Source organism: Algiphilus sp. (genome assembly GCF_023145115.1).
Taxonomy (GTDB): Bacteria; Pseudomonadota; Gammaproteobacteria; order Nevskiales; family Nevskiaceae; genus Algiphilus.
On the sequence record NZ_JAGLEJ010000014.1, the window covers coordinates 1 to 15,512 of the forward strand.

At 71.7% G+C, this 15,512-nt stretch carries 15 protein-coding genes and 1 tRNA gene; 14 read left to right on the forward strand and 2 right to left on the reverse strand.

Translation table 11 applies throughout. The features are described 5' to 3' along the window. Window positions 1–176: 176 nt before the first annotated feature. Window positions 177–252: transfer RNA gene (locus KAH28_RS04425), tRNA-Glu, on the reverse strand. A 124-nt stretch (window positions 253–376) separates the two neighbouring features. Here KAH28_RS04425 and pcnB point away from each other — a divergent pair. From pcnB to KAH28_RS04480, 11 genes are all read left to right on the forward strand, one after another. Continuing rightward, window positions 377–1,651 carry a polynucleotide adenylyltransferase PcnB gene (gene pcnB, locus KAH28_RS04430; RefSeq protein ID WP_290574920.1) on the forward strand — a complete coding sequence of 425 codons (1,275 nt, stop codon included), beginning with the start codon at window positions 377–379 and terminating at the stop codon, window positions 1,649–1,651. Then, window positions 1,648–2,157 carry a 2-amino-4-hydroxy-6-hydroxymethyldihydropteridine diphosphokinase gene (gene folK / locus KAH28_RS04435; protein WP_290574638.1) on the forward strand — a complete coding sequence of 170 codons (510 nt, stop codon included), beginning with the start codon at window positions 1,648–1,650 and terminating at the stop codon, window positions 2,155–2,157. Before pcnB ends, folK begins: the two co-directional genes overlap by 4 nt. Window positions 2,158–2,185: 28 nt before the next feature. Continuing rightward, a complete protein-coding gene (panB, locus tag KAH28_RS04440) occupies window positions 2,186–3,001 on the forward strand; it encodes a 3-methyl-2-oxobutanoate hydroxymethyltransferase (protein WP_290574639.1) in 816 nt (271 codons plus the stop codon). Between the two features lie 9 nt (window positions 3,002–3,010). Beyond that, window positions 3,011–3,850: a pantoate--beta-alanine ligase gene (panC, locus tag KAH28_RS04445; RefSeq protein ID WP_290574640.1), complete on the forward strand. Its 840-nt coding sequence runs from the start codon at window positions 3,011–3,013 to the stop codon at window positions 3,848–3,850. A gap of 183 nt (window positions 3,851–4,033) precedes the next feature. Next, window positions 4,034–4,414, forward strand: coding sequence for an aspartate 1-decarboxylase (gene panD / locus KAH28_RS04450; protein ID WP_290574642.1), 381 nt, complete (start codon window positions 4,034–4,036; stop codon window positions 4,412–4,414). Next, window positions 4,411–5,052: a TIGR02466 family protein gene (locus KAH28_RS04455; RefSeq protein ID WP_290574644.1), complete on the forward strand. Its 642-nt coding sequence runs from the start codon at window positions 4,411–4,413 to the stop codon at window positions 5,050–5,052. Before panD ends, KAH28_RS04455 begins: the two co-directional genes overlap by 4 nt. Window positions 5,053–5,101: 49 nt before the next feature. Beyond that, window positions 5,102–6,736, forward strand: a complete 1,635-nt coding sequence (gene pgi / locus KAH28_RS04460; RefSeq protein WP_290574646.1) for a glucose-6-phosphate isomerase — start codon at window positions 5,102–5,104, stop codon at window positions 6,734–6,736. A 38-nt stretch (window positions 6,737–6,774) separates the two neighbouring features. Then, window positions 6,775–7,161, forward strand: a complete 387-nt coding sequence (locus tag KAH28_RS04465) for a PA2779 family protein (protein ID WP_290574648.1) — start codon at window positions 6,775–6,777, stop codon at window positions 7,159–7,161. Window position 7,162: 1 nt separating this feature from the next. Further along, window positions 7,163–8,005 (forward strand): PA2778 family cysteine peptidase, encoded by an 843-nt coding sequence (locus KAH28_RS04470; protein ID WP_290574650.1) that lies wholly within the window; start codon window positions 7,163–7,165, stop codon window positions 8,003–8,005. An 83-nt stretch (window positions 8,006–8,088) separates the two neighbouring features. After that, on the forward strand, window positions 8,089–9,231 hold the full coding sequence (locus KAH28_RS04475) for an alanine--glyoxylate aminotransferase family protein (protein WP_290574651.1): 1,143 nt from the start codon (window positions 8,089–8,091) through the stop codon (window positions 9,229–9,231). 175 nt (window positions 9,232–9,406) lie between these two features. Continuing rightward, complete coding sequence (locus tag KAH28_RS04480; RefSeq protein ID WP_290574652.1) at window positions 9,407–10,810, forward strand: hypothetical protein; 1,404 nt, start codon at window positions 9,407–9,409, stop codon at window positions 10,808–10,810. A gap of 8 nt (window positions 10,811–10,818) precedes the next feature. Here the strand turns inward: KAH28_RS04480 and queG are convergent, their stop codons facing one another. Continuing rightward, window positions 10,819–11,895 (reverse strand): tRNA epoxyqueuosine(34) reductase QueG, encoded by a 1,077-nt coding sequence (gene queG, locus KAH28_RS04485; protein ID WP_290574654.1) that lies wholly within the window; start codon window positions 11,893–11,895, stop codon window positions 10,819–10,821. A gap of 126 nt (window positions 11,896–12,021) precedes the next feature. Between queG and KAH28_RS04490 the strand changes: the two genes are divergently transcribed. From KAH28_RS04490 to KAH28_RS04500, 3 genes are all read left to right on the forward strand, one after another. Further along, entirely contained in the window at window positions 12,022–13,551 is a 1,530-nt protein-coding gene (locus KAH28_RS04490) for an NAD(P)H-hydrate dehydratase (RefSeq protein ID WP_290574655.1), read from the forward strand. Further along, on the forward strand, window positions 13,548–14,036 hold the full coding sequence (gene tsaE / locus KAH28_RS04495) for a tRNA (adenosine(37)-N6)-threonylcarbamoyltransferase complex ATPase subunit type 1 TsaE (protein ID WP_290574657.1): 489 nt from the start codon (window positions 13,548–13,550) through the stop codon (window positions 14,034–14,036). Before KAH28_RS04490 ends, tsaE begins: the two co-directional genes overlap by 4 nt. A gap of 95 nt (window positions 14,037–14,131) precedes the next feature. Further along, on the forward strand, window positions 14,132–15,505 hold the full coding sequence (locus KAH28_RS04500) for an N-acetylmuramoyl-L-alanine amidase (protein WP_290574659.1): 1,374 nt from the start codon (window positions 14,132–14,134) through the stop codon (window positions 15,503–15,505). Window positions 15,506–15,512: the final 7 nt, after the last annotated feature.

Genomic DNA, 15,512 nt, shown 5'->3' on the forward strand with positions numbered 1-15,512 from the left:
TTCGAATCCCCTTGGGGACGCCAAAGCGGTACACCGAAGCCCCGCCTCGTGCGGGGCTTCTTCGTTTCGGGCGGGGTGCGTGACGGCGCGCGCGGCGTGATCGGGGCAGGGGAGCAGCCCGCTTCGGGCGGCGCAAACGAAAACGGGACCGCGAGGGTCCCGTATCGATGATCGCTTGGCGCTCCCACGGGGACTCGAACCCCGGTTTTCGCCGTGAGAGGGCGACGTCCTAGGCCGCTAGACGATGGGAGCGGAGGTCTTTGACCTACAATGGGCACATTATGCGGCATTCGGTCGGCCGCCGCCAAGTACTCGGCGCCATACAACACGACCGCCACCATTTCGAGGAAGGGTCACCATCAGCGAGGCAGCACGTATCGCGCGCGAACACCACCCGGTTTCGCGCAAGCTCATTTCCCCCGCGGCGCTGAAAGTGCTCTACACCCTCAACGAGGCGGGCTACTCGGCCTATCTCGTGGGCGGCGGCGTGCGCGACATCCTGGCGGGCATCGAACCCAAGGACTTCGATGTGGCCACCGACGCGCACCCCGAGCAGGTGCGCGAGCTGTTCCGCAGCTGCCGGCTGGTGGGGCGCCGCTTCGTCATCGCGCACGTGCGCTTCGGGCGCGAGGTCATCGAGGTGACCACCTTCCGGGGCGCGCTGACCGATTCGCACGAACGCGACGAGACCGGGCGCATCCTGTCCGACAACGTCTACGGGTCCGACATCTGTGCCGACGCGCTGCGGCGCGACTTCACGGTCAACGGTCTCTACTACGACATCGCGGACTACAGCCTGCTGGACTACGTCGGGGGCATCCAGGACATGCAGGCGCGGGCCATCCGGCTGATCGGTGATGCCGAGCTGCGCTACCGCGAGGATCCGGTGCGCATGCTGCGCGCCGTGCGCATTGCCAACAAGCTCCAGTTCCACATGACGCCCGAGACGCGCGAGCCCATTCCGCGGCTGGCGTCGCTGCTCTGCGAAGTGCCGCCGGCGCGGCTGTTCGACGAGGTGCTCAAGCTGCTGCAGTGCCGGGATGCGGTGGCCAACTTCCAGGGCCTGGTCGAGACCGGTCTGCTCGCCGAGCTGTTCCCCGGCCTGCATGCCTGCATCGACGAGCCCGGCGTGCGCCCGCTCATCGATGCGGCGCTGGCCAACACCGCGCGTCGCATCGCCAACGATCAGCCGGTGACGCCGGCATTCCTGTTCGCGACGCTCCTGTGGCCGGTCGTGAGCCGGCTCGCGGCCCGGCACGAGGCGGAGGAGGACATGCCGCCGGCGGTCGCGCTGGGCACGGCGGCCGACCGCGTGCTCGGCGAGCAGGTCGAGCGCGTGGCGATTCCCAAGCGCTTCTCGGCGCCGGCGCGCGAGATCTGGATGATGCAGGGGCGCTTCGCGTTCCGCCGCGGTAAGCGCGCAGAGCGGCTGATGGGGCATCCGCGCTTCCGTGCGGCCTACGATTTCTACTGCCTGCGCGCGCAGGCCGGCGAGGCCGATCCCGAGATCGCGCAGTGGTGGACCGAGGCGCAGTCGTCGCAGGATGCGCCGCCCCCGGCGCCGGCCGATGCCGCCGGCCCGCCGCGCCGGCGCCGTCGCAGGCGGCGCCGCAGCGGTGGCGGCAACGGGGCCGGCGACAGCGAGCAGTGACCGACGCGGCGCATCCGCCGGTGCGCGCGGCGGTCGCGATCGGCGCCAACATCGGCGATCCGGCGGCACAGGTCGGCGCCGCGCTCGACGCGCTGGCGCAGCTGCCCGATACCCGCCTGACCGCGCGCTCGGCGCTCTACCGGAGCGCCGCCATGGGACCGCCGCAGCCCGACTACTGCAATGCCGTCTGCCTGCTGAGCACGGCGCTGTCCGCCCATGCGCTGCTGGCCGCGTGTCACCGCATCGAGCACGCGGCGGGGCGCCGGCGGACCGACGCCCGCTGGCTGCCGCGGGAGCTCGATCTCGACGTTCTGGTCTACGGCGATGGCGTCTTCGACGAGCCGGGCCTGCGCGTGCCGCATCCGGGCGTGAGCGAGCGTAACTTCGTGCTGGTGCCGCTGGCCGAGATCGCACCCGATCTCGTTATCCCCGGGCACGGTCCGGTGGCGGCGCTGGCGGACCGCTGCGGGCGCGACGGTCTGGCGCTGTGGGGTGCATTACCATGAGCGCCCGACGCCAGCGGAGCCCGATGCCGTGAACGCCCAGTCGCCCGTGAACCTGTCCGTGCTGCGCGCCATGAGCGCCGAGAAGCAGCGCATCGCCTGCCTGACCGCCTACGACGCCAGCTTCGCGTCGGTCATGGATGCGGCCGGAGTCGATCTGGTGCTGGTCGGCGACTCGCTGGGCATGGTGATCCAGGGGCGCGGCGCCACCACTGCCGTGACGCTCGACGACATCGCCTATCACTCGCGCTACGTCGCGCCGGCGCTGTCGCGCGCCTTCCTGGTCGCGGACATGCCCTTCCTGTCCTACGCCACTCGCTCGCGTGCGCTCGACGCCGCGCAGCGCCTGATGCAGGAAGGCGGTGCCGCCATGGTCAAGCTCGAGGGCGGTCGCGAGCAGGCGCGGATCGTCGAATTCCTGAGCGAGCGGGGCGTGCCGGTGTGCGCGCATCTCGGCCTGCAGCCCCAGCTCATCCACAAGATGGGGCGCTTCCGGGTGCAGGGGCGCGAGGCCGCCTCCGCCGACGCCATGCGCCGCGACGCGCGCGTGCTGGAGGACGCCGGCGCCGACATGCTGCTACTCGAATGCGTGCCGGCGGCGCTGGGCGCGAGCATCACCGAAGCCGCCGGCGTGCCGGTCATCGGCATCGGGGCGGGCGGCGATGTCGACGGTCAGATCCTCGTCATGCACGACATGCTGGGGGTATCGCCGCAGGCGCGCAGCGGCCGCCCGCCGCGCTTCGTGCGCAACTTCATGGACGGCCAGCCCGACATCGAGAGCGCCTTCCGGGCGTATGTCGAGGCGGTCAAGAGCGGGGCCTACCCCGCCGCCGAGCACTGCTTCTAGGCAGGCGCGTTGGAGATCCTCGAGCGCATCGACGCCCTTCGCGCCTGGCGCGGCCGGCAGCGCGACGCCGGCCTGCGCGTGGCCCTGGTTCCCACCATGGGGAATCTCCATGCCGGTCATCTGGCGCTGCTCGACACGGCGCGTGCGCATGCCGACATCATCATCGCCAGCATCTTCGTCAATCCGCTGCAGTTCGGGCCCGGCGAGGATTTCGATCGCTACCCGCGCACCTTCGAGGACGACGTCGCGGCGCTGTCCGGCGCCGGCTGCGCGGCCGTGTTCGCGCCCGGCGAGGCCACGCTCTACCCGCACGGCCGTCACATCACGCAGGTCTGCGTGCCCGATCTCGGCAACCTGCTCTGCGGCGAGGATCGGCCCGGACACTTCGACGGCGTGACCACCGTGGTCTCGCTGCTGTTCCACCTCGTGGAGCCCGACGTCGCGGTGTTCGGCGAGAAGGACTACCAGCAGCTGCAGATCATCCGCCGCATGGTGCGCGACCTGCACATGCCGGTCGCGGTGCACGGGCATCCGATCGCGCGCGACAGCGATGGGCTGGCGCTGTCATCGCGCAACCAGTATCTGGATGCCGCGCAGCGCGAACGGGCGCCGGCGCTGTACGCAACCCTGCGCGAGGCGGCCGCAGCGCTGCGGGCCGGCGAGCGCGATCCGGCCGCGCTGGAGGCGCGCGGCATGGCGGCGCTGCGCACCGCGGGCTTCCAGCCGGTGTATCTGCGCGTCCTCGATCCGGCGCTGGGTCCGCCGCAGCTGCCCGGCGAGGTGGTGATCGCCGCCGCGGCGCGGCTCGGCAGCACCCGCCTCATCGACAATATCCGGGTGGTTGTGTGACACCAAGGTTGCTGCGCGCCGTCCGGATAGCTACACTTTCGCCCGCCTCTTGGCCCCCGAAGCGGGGCCCGTCGCGTGGGTGCATGTCTTAGTGGGCCACCCGTATCGAGAAACGTTGCGCGGAAAGCTCAGGGTGCATGTCTTGGTGGGCCACCCCTTTCCGATTTCCCGAACTCCGACGCCATGCAATTGACCCTTCTCAAGGCCAAGCTCCACAAGGCCTGCGTTACGCATGCCGAGCTTGACTACGACGGTTCCTGCGCCATTGACGGCGAGCTGCTCGACGCCGCTGGCATTCTCGAATTCGAACAGATCGATATCTACGACATCGCCAATGGCGAGCGTTTCACGACCTACGCCATCCGGGCCGAGCCCGGCTCGCGCGTGATATCGATCAACGGCGCCGCCGCGCACAAGGCGCGGGTCGGTGATCGCGTCATCATCTGCGCCTTCGGCCAGATGGAGGCGGGCAGCGCGCGCAACTTCAAGCCGCGCCTGCTCTACCTCGACGAGGCTAACCGCGTCGTGCGTACCGCCAACACCATCCCCGTCCAGGCCGCTTGACGCGGCCGGGGCCGGCGGGCGGCGAACCCCGCGCGCTGTTCCCGACGCTGATCTACGACGCGGCGCTCGGCGCGCGCGGCATGCGCGCGCTGAACCGCGATCTGGCCGCCGAGGCGCGCCAGATCGAGGCCGGTGATGAAGCCGGCCAGGCTTGGTCGGCCGAGCGCTATCCCGGCGGCTACACCAGCTACGGCTCGCTCGACCAGTTGCAGCGCATGGCGCCCTCGGTCATGCGGCTGGAGCGCTACCTGACCCGGCACGCGCTGCGCTTCGCCGAGTCGCTGCACTGGGATCTGCGCGGCCGCTCGCTGGTGATGAGCGACTGCTGGGTCAGCATCATGGGCGAGGGCTGCGGTCACCCCGGCCATCTGCATCCGCTCGCCGTGATCAGTGGCACCTACTACGCCGAGGCGCCGCGCGGCACCTCGGGTCTGCGCTTCGAGGATCCGCGGCTGGCGTCCTTCATGGCCGCGCCCCCGCGCCGCGCCGACGCCCCGGAGGCCATGCGCCCGCACGTGCTGCTGCCGGCGCGCGAGGGCCGGCTCTACCTGTTCGAGAGCTGGCTGCGCCACGAGGTGCCGCCCAATCCGGTCGAGGACGAGCGCATCAGCTTCAGCTTCAACTTCGTCTGGGAATAGCGGGCGCGGCTGCGGCTACACTGGCCCGGTGACCCCGCCGGAAGCCACCATGCCGCCCGTTCCCGAACGCGACGACGCGCTGCGTGCAGCGCGCGATGCCCTCGCGGCCCGCTCGCTGCTCGATCTCTTCGCCGATGACACCGGCCGTGCCGAACGCTATCGCCTGCACGCCGCCGGCATCACCTACAGTTACGCCAAGCAGCGGCTCGACGACGCCGCCATGCGCGCGCTGCTGGACTTTGCATCCGGCGTGGGGCTGGAGGGGCGCATCGCCGCGCTGTTCGCGGGCGAGGCGGTGAACAACACCGAGAACCGGGCGGCCCTGCACATGGCGCTGCGCGCGCCGGCCGGGGAGGCATGGCGCGCGCGCGGCGAAATCGTGGACGGCGAGGTGGTCGCGACCCGCGAGCGCTTCCTCGACTTCGCCGAGGCAGTGCGCGACGGCCGCATCGCGGCTGCCGATGGCGGCGCCTTCACCGACGTCGTCAACATCGGTATCGGCGGGTCCGATCTGGGGCCGCGCATGGTCTGCGCAGCCATGGCCGCGCGCGCGGACGGACCGCGTACGCACTTCATCGCCAATGTCGATGCCGCCGAGCGCGAGGCGGTGCTGGCGCGCTGCGATCCGGCGCGCACCCTGGTCATCGTGACCTCCAAGACCTTCACCACCCAGGAGACCATGGCCAATGCGCGCTCGACGCGCCGCTGGCTGGTCGACGCGCTGGGCGAGGCGGCGGTATCGGCGCAGTTCGCGGCGGTATCGACCAATGTGGACGGCGCCGGTGCATTCGGGGTCGACCCCGACCGGGTCTTCGGGTTCTGGGACTGGGTCGGCGGGCGGTACTCGCTGTGGTCGGCGGTGGGGCTGCCCATCGCGCTGGCGATCGGGCGCGCCGGTTTCGAGGCGCTGATGGCCGGCGCCCGCGCCATGGACGCGCACTTCCGCGACGCGCCGCCGGCCGAGAACCTGCCGGTGCTGATGGGACTGGTCGGGGTCTGGAACCGCAACCTGCTCGGCGGCGAGAGCCAGGTGGTCGTGCCGTATGCGCAGCGGCTGGTGCACTTCGTCGGCTGGCTGCAGCAGCTGGAGATGGAGTCCAACGGCAAGGCCGTGACGCGCGACGGCCGGCCGGTATCGGGCGCCACCACGCCGGCGCTGTGGGGCGACGTCGGCACCAACGCCCAGCACGCCTTCTTCCAGATGCTGCACCAGGGGCCGGTGGCGCATCCGGTCGATTTCATCGCCGTGCTCCGCGCCGACCACGACGACGCCGAGCAGCAGCGCCTGTTGCTGGCCAACTGCTTCGCGCAGTCGGCGGCCCTGATGCGCGGGCGCGATGTCGCCACCGTCGAGGCCGAGCTGCAGGCCGGCGGCATGACCGAGGCGGAGGCGCGCGCCGCGGCGCCGCATCGAGTCTTCTCCGGCAACCGGCCGTCCGCCACGCTGCTGCTGGCGCGGCTGGACGCGCATCACCTGGGCGCCCTGCTGGCGGCCTACGAACACCGCACCTACGTGCAGAGCGTGCTCTGGGGCATCAATGCCTTCGATCAGTGGGGTGTCGAGCTGGGCAAGCGCCTGGCCAGGGACGTGGACGCGCTGCTGCAGGGCGGGGCGGACGAGGCGGGATCCATGGACCCGGACACCGCTGCGCTGGTTCAGCTGGCGCTCAAGCAGGCGCGCTAGCCTGTCGTGGCATATCGAAACGTTTAGGGAGAAGAATCATGCAACGCCTGCTTCGAACCGCGGTCGTGCCGTTCCTCGCGCTGGTCTTCTGCTTCCAGGGTGTCGCGGCGGCGGCCGCCGCCGGCAGCGTCACCGGCACCGAGGCCATGCTGGCCGGCGATGCGCCCGCCGCCGATGCGCGTGCCACCGTCCAGGCGCAGCTGGCGCGCGACGATGTGCGCGCGCAGATGGCCGCCATGGGTGTCGATCCCGACATGGCCGCCGAGCGCGTCGCGACGCTCTCGGACGCCGAGGTGCAGAAGCTGGCCGGCAACATCGAGTCGGCGCCGGCCGGCGGCGACGTGCTCGCGGTCGTGGGCATCGTCTTCGTCGTGCTGCTGATCCTCGAGGCCGCCGGCGTGACCGATATCTTCAAGTCGATCTAGCGTGTCCGTTCGTGGCGCCGCGGCGGTGGTCGCCGCGGCGCTCGGGCTGACCGGTTGCCTGGGCGGCGCACCGCCGCTGGGCAGCGTCATCGACCGCGCGCCGGTCGAGCTGGTGGGCACGCCCTTCCACCCGCAGACCGCGCTGCAGTGCGGCCCTGCGGCGCTCGCCACCGTGCTGGAGGACAGCGGCGTGCGCGGGGCGGGGCCGGAAGCGCTGTCCGATCGCCTGTTCCTGCCCGAGCGCGGCGGCAGCCTGCAGGCCGAGATGCTGGCCACGGCCCGCCACCACGGCCGCGTGCCGGTGCGGCTGGCGGGCAACATGCAGGCCATCGCCGACGCGCTGGCCGGCGGCGATCCGGTGCTGGTGCTGCAGAACCTTGGCACGCCGTGGACCCCGGTCTGGCACTACGCGGTGGTGGTGGCGCTGCGCCCGGACGCGGAGACCGTGATCCTGCGGTCGGGTCGCGAGCGACGCCGCCACGAGCCGGCCGGGGACTTCATGCGCAGCTGGTCGCTGGCCGGACGCTGGGCCTTCGTCGCGGCGCCGCCGGAGCGGATCCCGGCGTTCGCCGACCTCCGCGGCTGGCTGACTGCCGCCGCCCCGGCGGAAAGCGCCGGGCAGCTCGATCTGGCGCTCGCCGCCTACGATGCCGCGGTCGCGCGATGGCCGGAAGCGGCGCTGGCACACGCCGCGCGCGGCAACGCGCTGCACGCACGCGGCGACGTGACGGCCGCGCGTGCGGCCTGGCGCGCCGCGCTCGAGCGGGACCCCGACCTGAAGGCCGTCCGCGACAATCTCGCGGCCACGGCGGACGGGTCTCCGGAGCCGACCGGCGGGATGTGAAAGCGCGGCCGCTTGTCTATACTCGCGCGCCTCATTCGCTTCGCCACGACGCGCCGCGCGCTGAAAAGGCGCCCGGCCTGCACATGACCCGTTTCGATCCGCCCCGCCGCACGCTCATGGGCCCCGGCCCGTCCGATGTCCACCAGCGCGTGCTGGACGCCATGGCGCGTCCCACCATTGGCCATCTCGATCCCGCCTTCGTCGGGCTGATGGACGAGATCTGCGACCTGCTGCGCAAGACCTTCCGCACCGACAACGCGCTGACCTTCCCGGTCTCCGGCCCCGGTTCGGTGGCGATGGAGGCGTGCTTCGTCAACCTGCTGGAGCCCGGCGACACCATCATCGTCTGCGCCAATGGCGTCTTCGGCGGTCGCATGAAGCAGATGGCCGAGCGCGCCGGCGCCACGGTCGTCATGGTGCACAGCCCCTGGGGTCGCGCGGTGGAGATCGCCGCCGTCGAGCGCGCCATCGCCGAGCATCCCGAGGCGCGCGTGCTCGCCTTCGTGCATGCCGAGACCTCCACCGGCGCGCGCTCGGACGCCGAGACGCTCGCCCGCCTCGCTCAGCAGCACGACATGCTGACCATCGTCGACACCGTCACCTCGCTGGGCGGCATTCCGCTCGAAGTCGACGGCTGGGGGCTCGACGCGGTCTATTCCGGCACCCAGAAGTGCCTGTCCTGCCCGCCGGGACTGGCGCCGGTGACCTTCTCGCCGCGCGCCGTGGCGCGCGTGCAGGAGCGCTGGACCGAGGTGCAGAGCTGGTTCATGGACCTGCGCCTGGTGATGGGCTACTGGCAGGGCGGCACCAAGCGTGCCTACCACCACACCGCGCCCATCAACGCGCTCTACGGCCTGCACGAGGGCCTGCTGATGCTGCACGAGATCGGCCTCGAGCAGAGCTGGCAGCGCCACGTCGACGCGCACCAGCGCCTGGTCGCCGGTCTCGCCGATCTGGGCCTGGAGTTGCTGGTCCCGGAGGCCGAGCGCCTGCCGCAGCTCAACAGCGTCATCGTCCCGGACGACATCGACGAGGCCGCCGTGCGCGCGACCCTGCTCAACGCGCACAACCTGGAAATCGGCGCCGGCCTGGGCGATCTCGCCGGCAAGGTCTGGCGCATCGGCCTGATGGGGCAGTGCGCCGACGACGCCCACGTCGACCTGTGCCTGGGCGCGCTTTCCGGCGCGCTGGCCGCGCAGCGCAGCGAGGCCGCGCAGACCGCCTGAGCGGGGGCGCGTCCGGGGACGCGCCTGCAACCGCGGCGTGGTGATGCCACCACCCGACGCATCGACGCGTTCGGGGCGGTGGCACACTGGCCCGACGGCGAGTGAGCGGCGCCGCTGCCGCTGTCACGCCATCGCAGGACCGTGATCCAACCGACGACGACCCGGGGGAGCCGCCATGTCTGCCTGGAGACAGCGCCCGGATGGCGCCGAGAGCCCGTACCTTCCGTTCGGGCCCTTCAAGCTGCGGCTGCCCTTCGTCCACTACCGCTTCGAGCTGCCCGACTTCCTGCAGGGCCTGCTGATGTGCGCGGTGGACCTTGCCGCCATTCCGCTCATGGCCGAGCTGCTGGGCATGCCCTTCGAGGCGGCGCTCGCCATCGTCATCCTCAACGGGCTGCTCTACCTGACGCACCATCTGCTCGGCGACCCGGTGGTGCCGGGATGGATCACGCCCGCGATTCCGCTGCTCATGGCCTACGTGGAGCAGTTCCCGGAAGGCGAGGCGCGGGTGCACGCGCTGATCGCCTTCCAGATGATGCTCGGGCTCTTCGCCATCGTGCTGGGCCGATTCGGCTGGGCCGCACGCGTGGTACGGCTGGTGCCGCCGGCACTCAAGGCGGGGATCATCATGGGGGCGGGCGTGGCCGCGGTGGTGGTGGTCTTCGAGAGCGGCGGCCGCTTCGAGCAGTTCCCGTTCACCATCAGCATCGCGATCGGGTTGGCGTTCTATCTGCTGTTCTCCGGTCACTTCGCGGCTCTGAAGACGCGCGGCGGAGTCTGGGGCCTGATCGGCACGCTCGGCATCTTCCCGATCATCGCGCTGGCGGTGGTGATCGCGCCGCTGTTCGGTGAGGCGCCGTGGCCGGACATCCGCTGGGGCTTCAGCCAGCCCGACTTCGCGCTGATGTGGGCCGAGTACACCGTCTTCGGCGTCGGCTTGCCGTCGGCGATGATGTTCGTCACGGCGCTGCCCACGGTGGCGGCGGCCTACATCGTGCTGTTCGGGGACGTGCTGCAGAGCAAGGCCCTGCTCGACGAGGCCGACGGGGTGCGCTCCGACGAAAAGATCGACTACGACCCCGACCGTGCCCATCTGCTCTTCGGTGGCCGCAATCTCGGCATGAGCGTGTTCGGACCCGACGTCACCATGTGCGGGCCGCTGTGGTCGGCCATGCACGTCGTGGTTATCGAGCGTTACAAGCAGGGCAGGGCGGCGATGGATTCCATCTTCGGGGGCTCGGGCTCGTTCCGCTGGGGCACCAATACCGGCCTGCTGCTGCTGCCCATCGTCAGTCTCGTGGAGCCGGTGCTGGCGGTGGCGCTGGCGTTGACGCTGCTGATCCAGGGCTATGTCAGCGTCCGCATCGGGATCATGGAGGCGCGCAGCCAGCGCGATCTCGGCATCGCCGGCGTGGTTGCCGGCGTGCTGGTCACCAAGGGTGCGGCGTGGGCGTTTCCGGTCGGTGTCGCGCTGTGCCTGCTGATCCACGGCCGGCGCTTCCTTCAGGGCGAGGACGACGGCACCATCGCGCGTCGTCGCGGCGATGCCGGCGATGACGACGGATCCGGGCGCGCCTGATGCGTCGGCTAGCCGGCGACCGCGTCATGCCGGGCAAGCGCCCAGCGGACGTGCTCGCGCACGACGGTGTCCTCGTGGTCGGCGCGTGACTGCAGTGCCGCGATGACGGCCGACCCGGTGGGCGCATTGCCCAGCGCCACGGCGATGTTGCGCAGCCAGCCCCGATAGCCGGCACGGCGCAGCGCCATGCCCTCGGTGTTGGCCGACCAGGTGGCCTCGTCCCAGGCGAAGAGCTCGGTCAGCGCGGCGCTGTCCAGCCCGTGGCGCGGCGCGAAGTCGGGCACCGCGGCTTCCTGCGCGTAGCGGTTCCAGGGGCAGACCAGCTGGCAGTCGTCGCAGCCGAAGATGCGGTTGCCGATGGCCGGGCGCAGCGCTTCGGGGATGCTGCCGCGATGCTCGATGGTGAGGTACGAGATGCAGCGGCGCGCATCGAGCTGGTAGGGCGCGACGATGGCGCCGGTGGGGCAGACGTCGATGCAGGCGCGGCAGCTGCCGCAGTAGGCGCCCGGCCGTGCCTCGGTGGGCGGCAGCGCGAGGTCGGTGTAGATCTCGCCGAGGAAGAAGCCGGAGCCGGCCTCACGGTTCAGCAGCAGCGTGTGCTTGCCGATCCAGCCCAGCGCCGCATTGCGCGCCAGCGCCTTCTCCAGCACCGGTGCGCTGTCGGCGAAGACGCGGTAGCCGTGCGGGCCGAGCACTGCCGCGATACGGTCGGCAAGCCGCGCCAGCCGCTTGCGCATGACCTTGTGATAGTCGCGACCCAGGGCGTAGCGCGAGACGTAGCCGCGGCTGCCGTCATTGAGCACCGGCCAGGCCGCTTCGGTGTCCAGCCCGTAGTCCATGCGCACGCAGATGACGCTGCGCGTGCCCTGCCGCAGCGCCTCGGGGTCTGCACGCAGCGATGCGGTGTCCGCCATCCATCGCATGTCACCGTGGTGGCCGGCGTCCAGCCAGTCGCGCAGGTGCTCGTGGTCGGCGTCGAGGTCGGGGCGCGCCACGGCGGCGTCGCTGAAGCCTTCCGCGGCGGCCCAGTCGCGCAGTCGGCCCGGCAGATCGCGCAGTTCCCGGGGTAGTGCGCTAGCGGTCATGGGGCGGGCGGTCGGGCGTCGGCGCGCATCGATGGCGGTGTTGGCGGACGGTCGGTCGCATGGCGGACCCCGCGGGCGGTTGGGGCCGAGCGCAGCGCAGCGGCAGCGTTTCCTATACTCGGCGCGATGAGCGAACCATGGCTGCAATTCTACGCCGCTGCCGATGTGCGCGAGCTCGACCGTCGCGCCATCGAGGACCACGGCATCCCCGGCTACACCCTCATGCAGCGCGCGGCCGCGTCGGCCTGGCAGATCGCGCGTCGTGCCTGGGGCCTGCCGGATCGACTGGTGGTGTTCTGCGGCAGTGGCAACAACGGCGGCGACGGCTACGAGATCGCCTGTCTGGCAGCGGCCGACGGGGTCGCGGTCGAGGTGCGCGAGCTGGGCGGCGAGCGGCGCGGCGACGCCGCCACCGCGCGTGCGGCCTGGCTGACGCGCGGCACGGTCTCGGATGACTGCGCGGCAGCCATCGAGGCGCCGGCGCGCGCGCCCGACCCCAATGCCTACGACGAAACGGTGTGGGTGGTCGACGCCATCTTCGGAACCGGCCTGTCACGGGCGCCCGAGGGCGCGGCCGCCGATGCCATCGCCGTCATCAACCGCGCGCGTGCCGAAGGCGCCCGGGTGCTGGCGGTGGATGTGCCCTCCGGGCGCGACGCCGACACCGGGCGGGCGCCGGGTGATGCGGTGGTCGCCGACATGACGGTCACCTTCATCGGTGACAAGCCGGGCCTGCACACCGGCGGCGGCGCCGCCGCCGCCGGTGTTGTCCACTGCGCGGCGCTGGGCGTGCCCGGGGCGGTCTACGAAGGCATGCAGCCGCGCGCACGGCGCCTGGATGCACGCCAGCTGGGCGCCCTGTTCGGCCGGCGCCCGCGCGATGCGCACAAGAATCGCCACGGGCATGTGCTGGTGGTCGGCGGCGCGCCGGGGATGGCCGGTGCCGCGCTGCTGGCAGGCCGTGCGGCACTGCGCGCGGGCAGCGGACTGGTCAGCGTCGCGACGCATGGCGAACACGCTGCCGCACTGTGCGCCGCGCAGCCCGAGCTGATGGTGCGGAGCGTAGCGGGCGGCGACGATCTCGCGCCGCTGCTGGCGCGCGCGTCCGTGGTGGCACTCGGGCCGGGCCTCGGTACGGAGGCGTGGTCGCGCACGCTGTTCGCCGCGTTGCTCGACCATGGTCTGCCGCTGGTGCTCGACGCCGACGCGCTCAACCTGCTGGCCGAGGCACCGCGCCCGCTGACGCGGGCGGCGATCACGCCACATCCGGGCGAGGCCGGCCGTCTGCTCGGTATCGGAACCGCAGCCGTCGAGGCCGACCGCCCGGCTGCGCTGCGGGCACTGGAGGATCGATACGGCGCCGCCGTGGTGCTCAAGGGCGCCGGGTCGCTGGTCAGTGGCGAGGACGGCACACCCTGGCTGTGCACCGCCGGCAATCCCGGCATGGCCAGTGGCGGCAGCGGCGATGTGCTCACCGGCGTGGTTGCGGCTTGCATGGCCCAGGGCATGGCGCCGGCCACCGCCGCGCGCGCCGCGGTGCTGGCGCACGCGCACGCCGGCGATCTCGCCGCGGAGAACGGCGAGCGCGGCATGGTGCCGTCGGACCTCATCGCGCAGCTGCGCGCGGTGGTGAATCCGGCGGGGCAGCCGGGTTGAGCGACACCGCCGGCGAGGCGACGCAGCGCCGCCATCTCGGCGACGAGGCCGCGACGCAGGCACTGGGAGGCGCCATCGCGGCCGTCTGGACGCGGCCGCTGGCCGGGGTGATCTGGCTGCAGGGCGACCTCGGTGCCGGCAAGAGCACGCTGGCACGCGCCTTCCTGCGCGCGCTGGGCGTCACCGGTGCCGTGCGCAGTCCGACCTACACACTCGTGGAGCCGTACCGCACCGATGCCGGCGCGGTGCTGCACATGGATTGCTACCGACTGGGCGGGCCGGATGAGCTGGCGATGCTGGGCCTGCGCGACACCCCGCCGTCCGATGCGCTGTGGCTGGTGGAATGGCCCGAGCGCGCCGCCGACGCGCTGCCGCCGGCCGATCTGATGGTGGCGCTGGGCACGAGTGGCAGTGGACGCGAAGCGGTGCTGCGCGCACCGGAAAACGGCCTGCTAGACGCGATACTGCATTCAATGCCTGAGTAAAGCTGCGTTAGTCGCTGTTTGGAAAGCGATTTAGGCTTGCAATCGCTGGCCAGTCGGCGTAGCGTTCTGGACGGGGAGTAACCCGGGTCCCGTCAATGAGCCAGTTCGCGCGTTCCCGCCGTTGGTTTGCTCGCTGGCTGCCGCTGGCAGTCGGCGCGTTACTGTGCGCGCAGGCAACCGCCAGCGAGCTGCGCGATATCCGCGTGTGGGACGGACCCCAGAACACCCGGGTGGTCTTCGATCTCAGCGGCGCGTCGGAGCACACGCTGTTCACGCTGGACAATCCCGAGCGCGTGGTCATCGATCTGCGCGGCGTGCAGGAAAGCCGCGTTGCCTCGCCCGAGCTCGCCGCCGAGGGCGTGGTGCGCAGCGTGCGCAGCGCGCGCCAGCCGGACGGCCGGCTGCGCGTGGTGCTCGACCTCGCGCGCAGCGCCAAGGCGAGCAGCTTCGCGCTTGCCCCGCAGGCCGACTACGGGCACCGGGTCGTGGTGGACCTGGAGTCGTCGCGCAGCGGCAGCGCCCCGGCGACGCAGACGGCGGCCGCGAATCCGGCACCGGAGGGGCCCGATCCGGCGGCACCGGCATCGCGGCTGGAGCAGAAGGACATCGTCATCGCCATCGACGCCGGTCACGGCGGCGAGGATCCGGGCGCGAGCGGCCCGAGCGGTCTGCGCGAGAAGGATGTGGTGCTCGCGATCGCGCGCAAGCTGGCCGACATGGTCGATGACGAGCCGGGCTTCCGCGCGGTCATGATCCGCAAGGGCGACTACTACCTCGGGCTGCGCGAGCGCGTCTCGGCGGCGCGCGAGGCCGAGGCCGATCTCTTCGTGTCGCTGCACGCCAACGCCTTCACCGATTCCCGCGTCCGCGGCAGCGCCGTCTACACGCTGTCGCCGAGCGGCGCCAGCTCGGAGCAGGCGCGCTGGCTGGCGCAGCGCGAGAACGCGGCCGATCTGGTCGGCGGCGTGGATCTGGCGTCCAAGGAGGACACGCTGGCGCACGTGCTCCTGGATATCTCGCAGTCAGCCGCCATCGAGGCCAGCGTCGATGCGGGCAAGCGCGTGCTCGAGTCGATCGGCAAGCTCAACCAGCTCCAGCGCGGCGAGGTCCAGCGGGCCGGCTTCATGGTGCTCAAGGCGCCCGACATCCCGTCTATGCTGGTGGAGACGGCCTTCATCACCAATCCCGGCGAGGAGCGCAAGCTCGGCACGGATGCCTTCCAGCGGCGCATTGCGCAGTCGATCTTCAACGGGGTGCGCGGCTACTTCACGAACTATCGTCCGCTGCGCTATGTCGATGGCAGCGGCCCGACGCAGGCATCGGCGGAGCCGCGGCGGCACCGGGTGGAACGCGGCGATACGCTGAGCGAGCTGGCGCAGCGCTACAGCACGGACTCCGGGCGGCTGCGCAACGTCAACGATCTCGACGACGACGTGCTGCGCGTCGGTCAGGTGTTGCGCATTCCGTGATGCCGGG

Excerpts from the sequence above, each read along its gene's own strand:
- panD (WP_290574642.1), top strand. The coding sequence starts at position 4,034 with ATGCAATTGACCCTTCTCAAGGCCAAGCTCCACAAGGCCTGCGTTACG.
- pgi (WP_290574646.1), top strand. The coding sequence starts at position 5,102 with ATGCCGCCCGTTCCCGAACGCGACGACGCGCTGCGTGCAGCGCGCGAT.
- KAH28_RS04465 (WP_290574648.1), top strand. The coding sequence starts at position 6,775 with ATGCAACGCCTGCTTCGAACCGCGGTCGTGCCGTTCCTCGCGCTGGTC.
- KAH28_RS04475 (WP_290574651.1), top strand. The coding sequence starts at position 8,089 with ATGACCCGTTTCGATCCGCCCCGCCGCACGCTCATGGGCCCCGGCCCG.
- KAH28_RS04480 (WP_290574652.1), top strand. The coding sequence starts at position 9,407 with ATGTCTGCCTGGAGACAGCGCCCGGATGGCGCCGAGAGCCCGTACCTT.
- queG (WP_290574654.1), bottom strand. The coding sequence starts at position 11,895 with ATGACCGCTAGCGCACTACCCCGGGAACTGCGCGATCTGCCGGGCCGA.
- KAH28_RS04490 (WP_290574655.1), top strand. The coding sequence starts at position 12,022 with ATGAGCGAACCATGGCTGCAATTCTACGCCGCTGCCGATGTGCGCGAG.
- KAH28_RS04500 (WP_290574659.1), top strand. The coding sequence starts at position 14,132 with ATGAGCCAGTTCGCGCGTTCCCGCCGTTGGTTTGCTCGCTGGCTGCCG.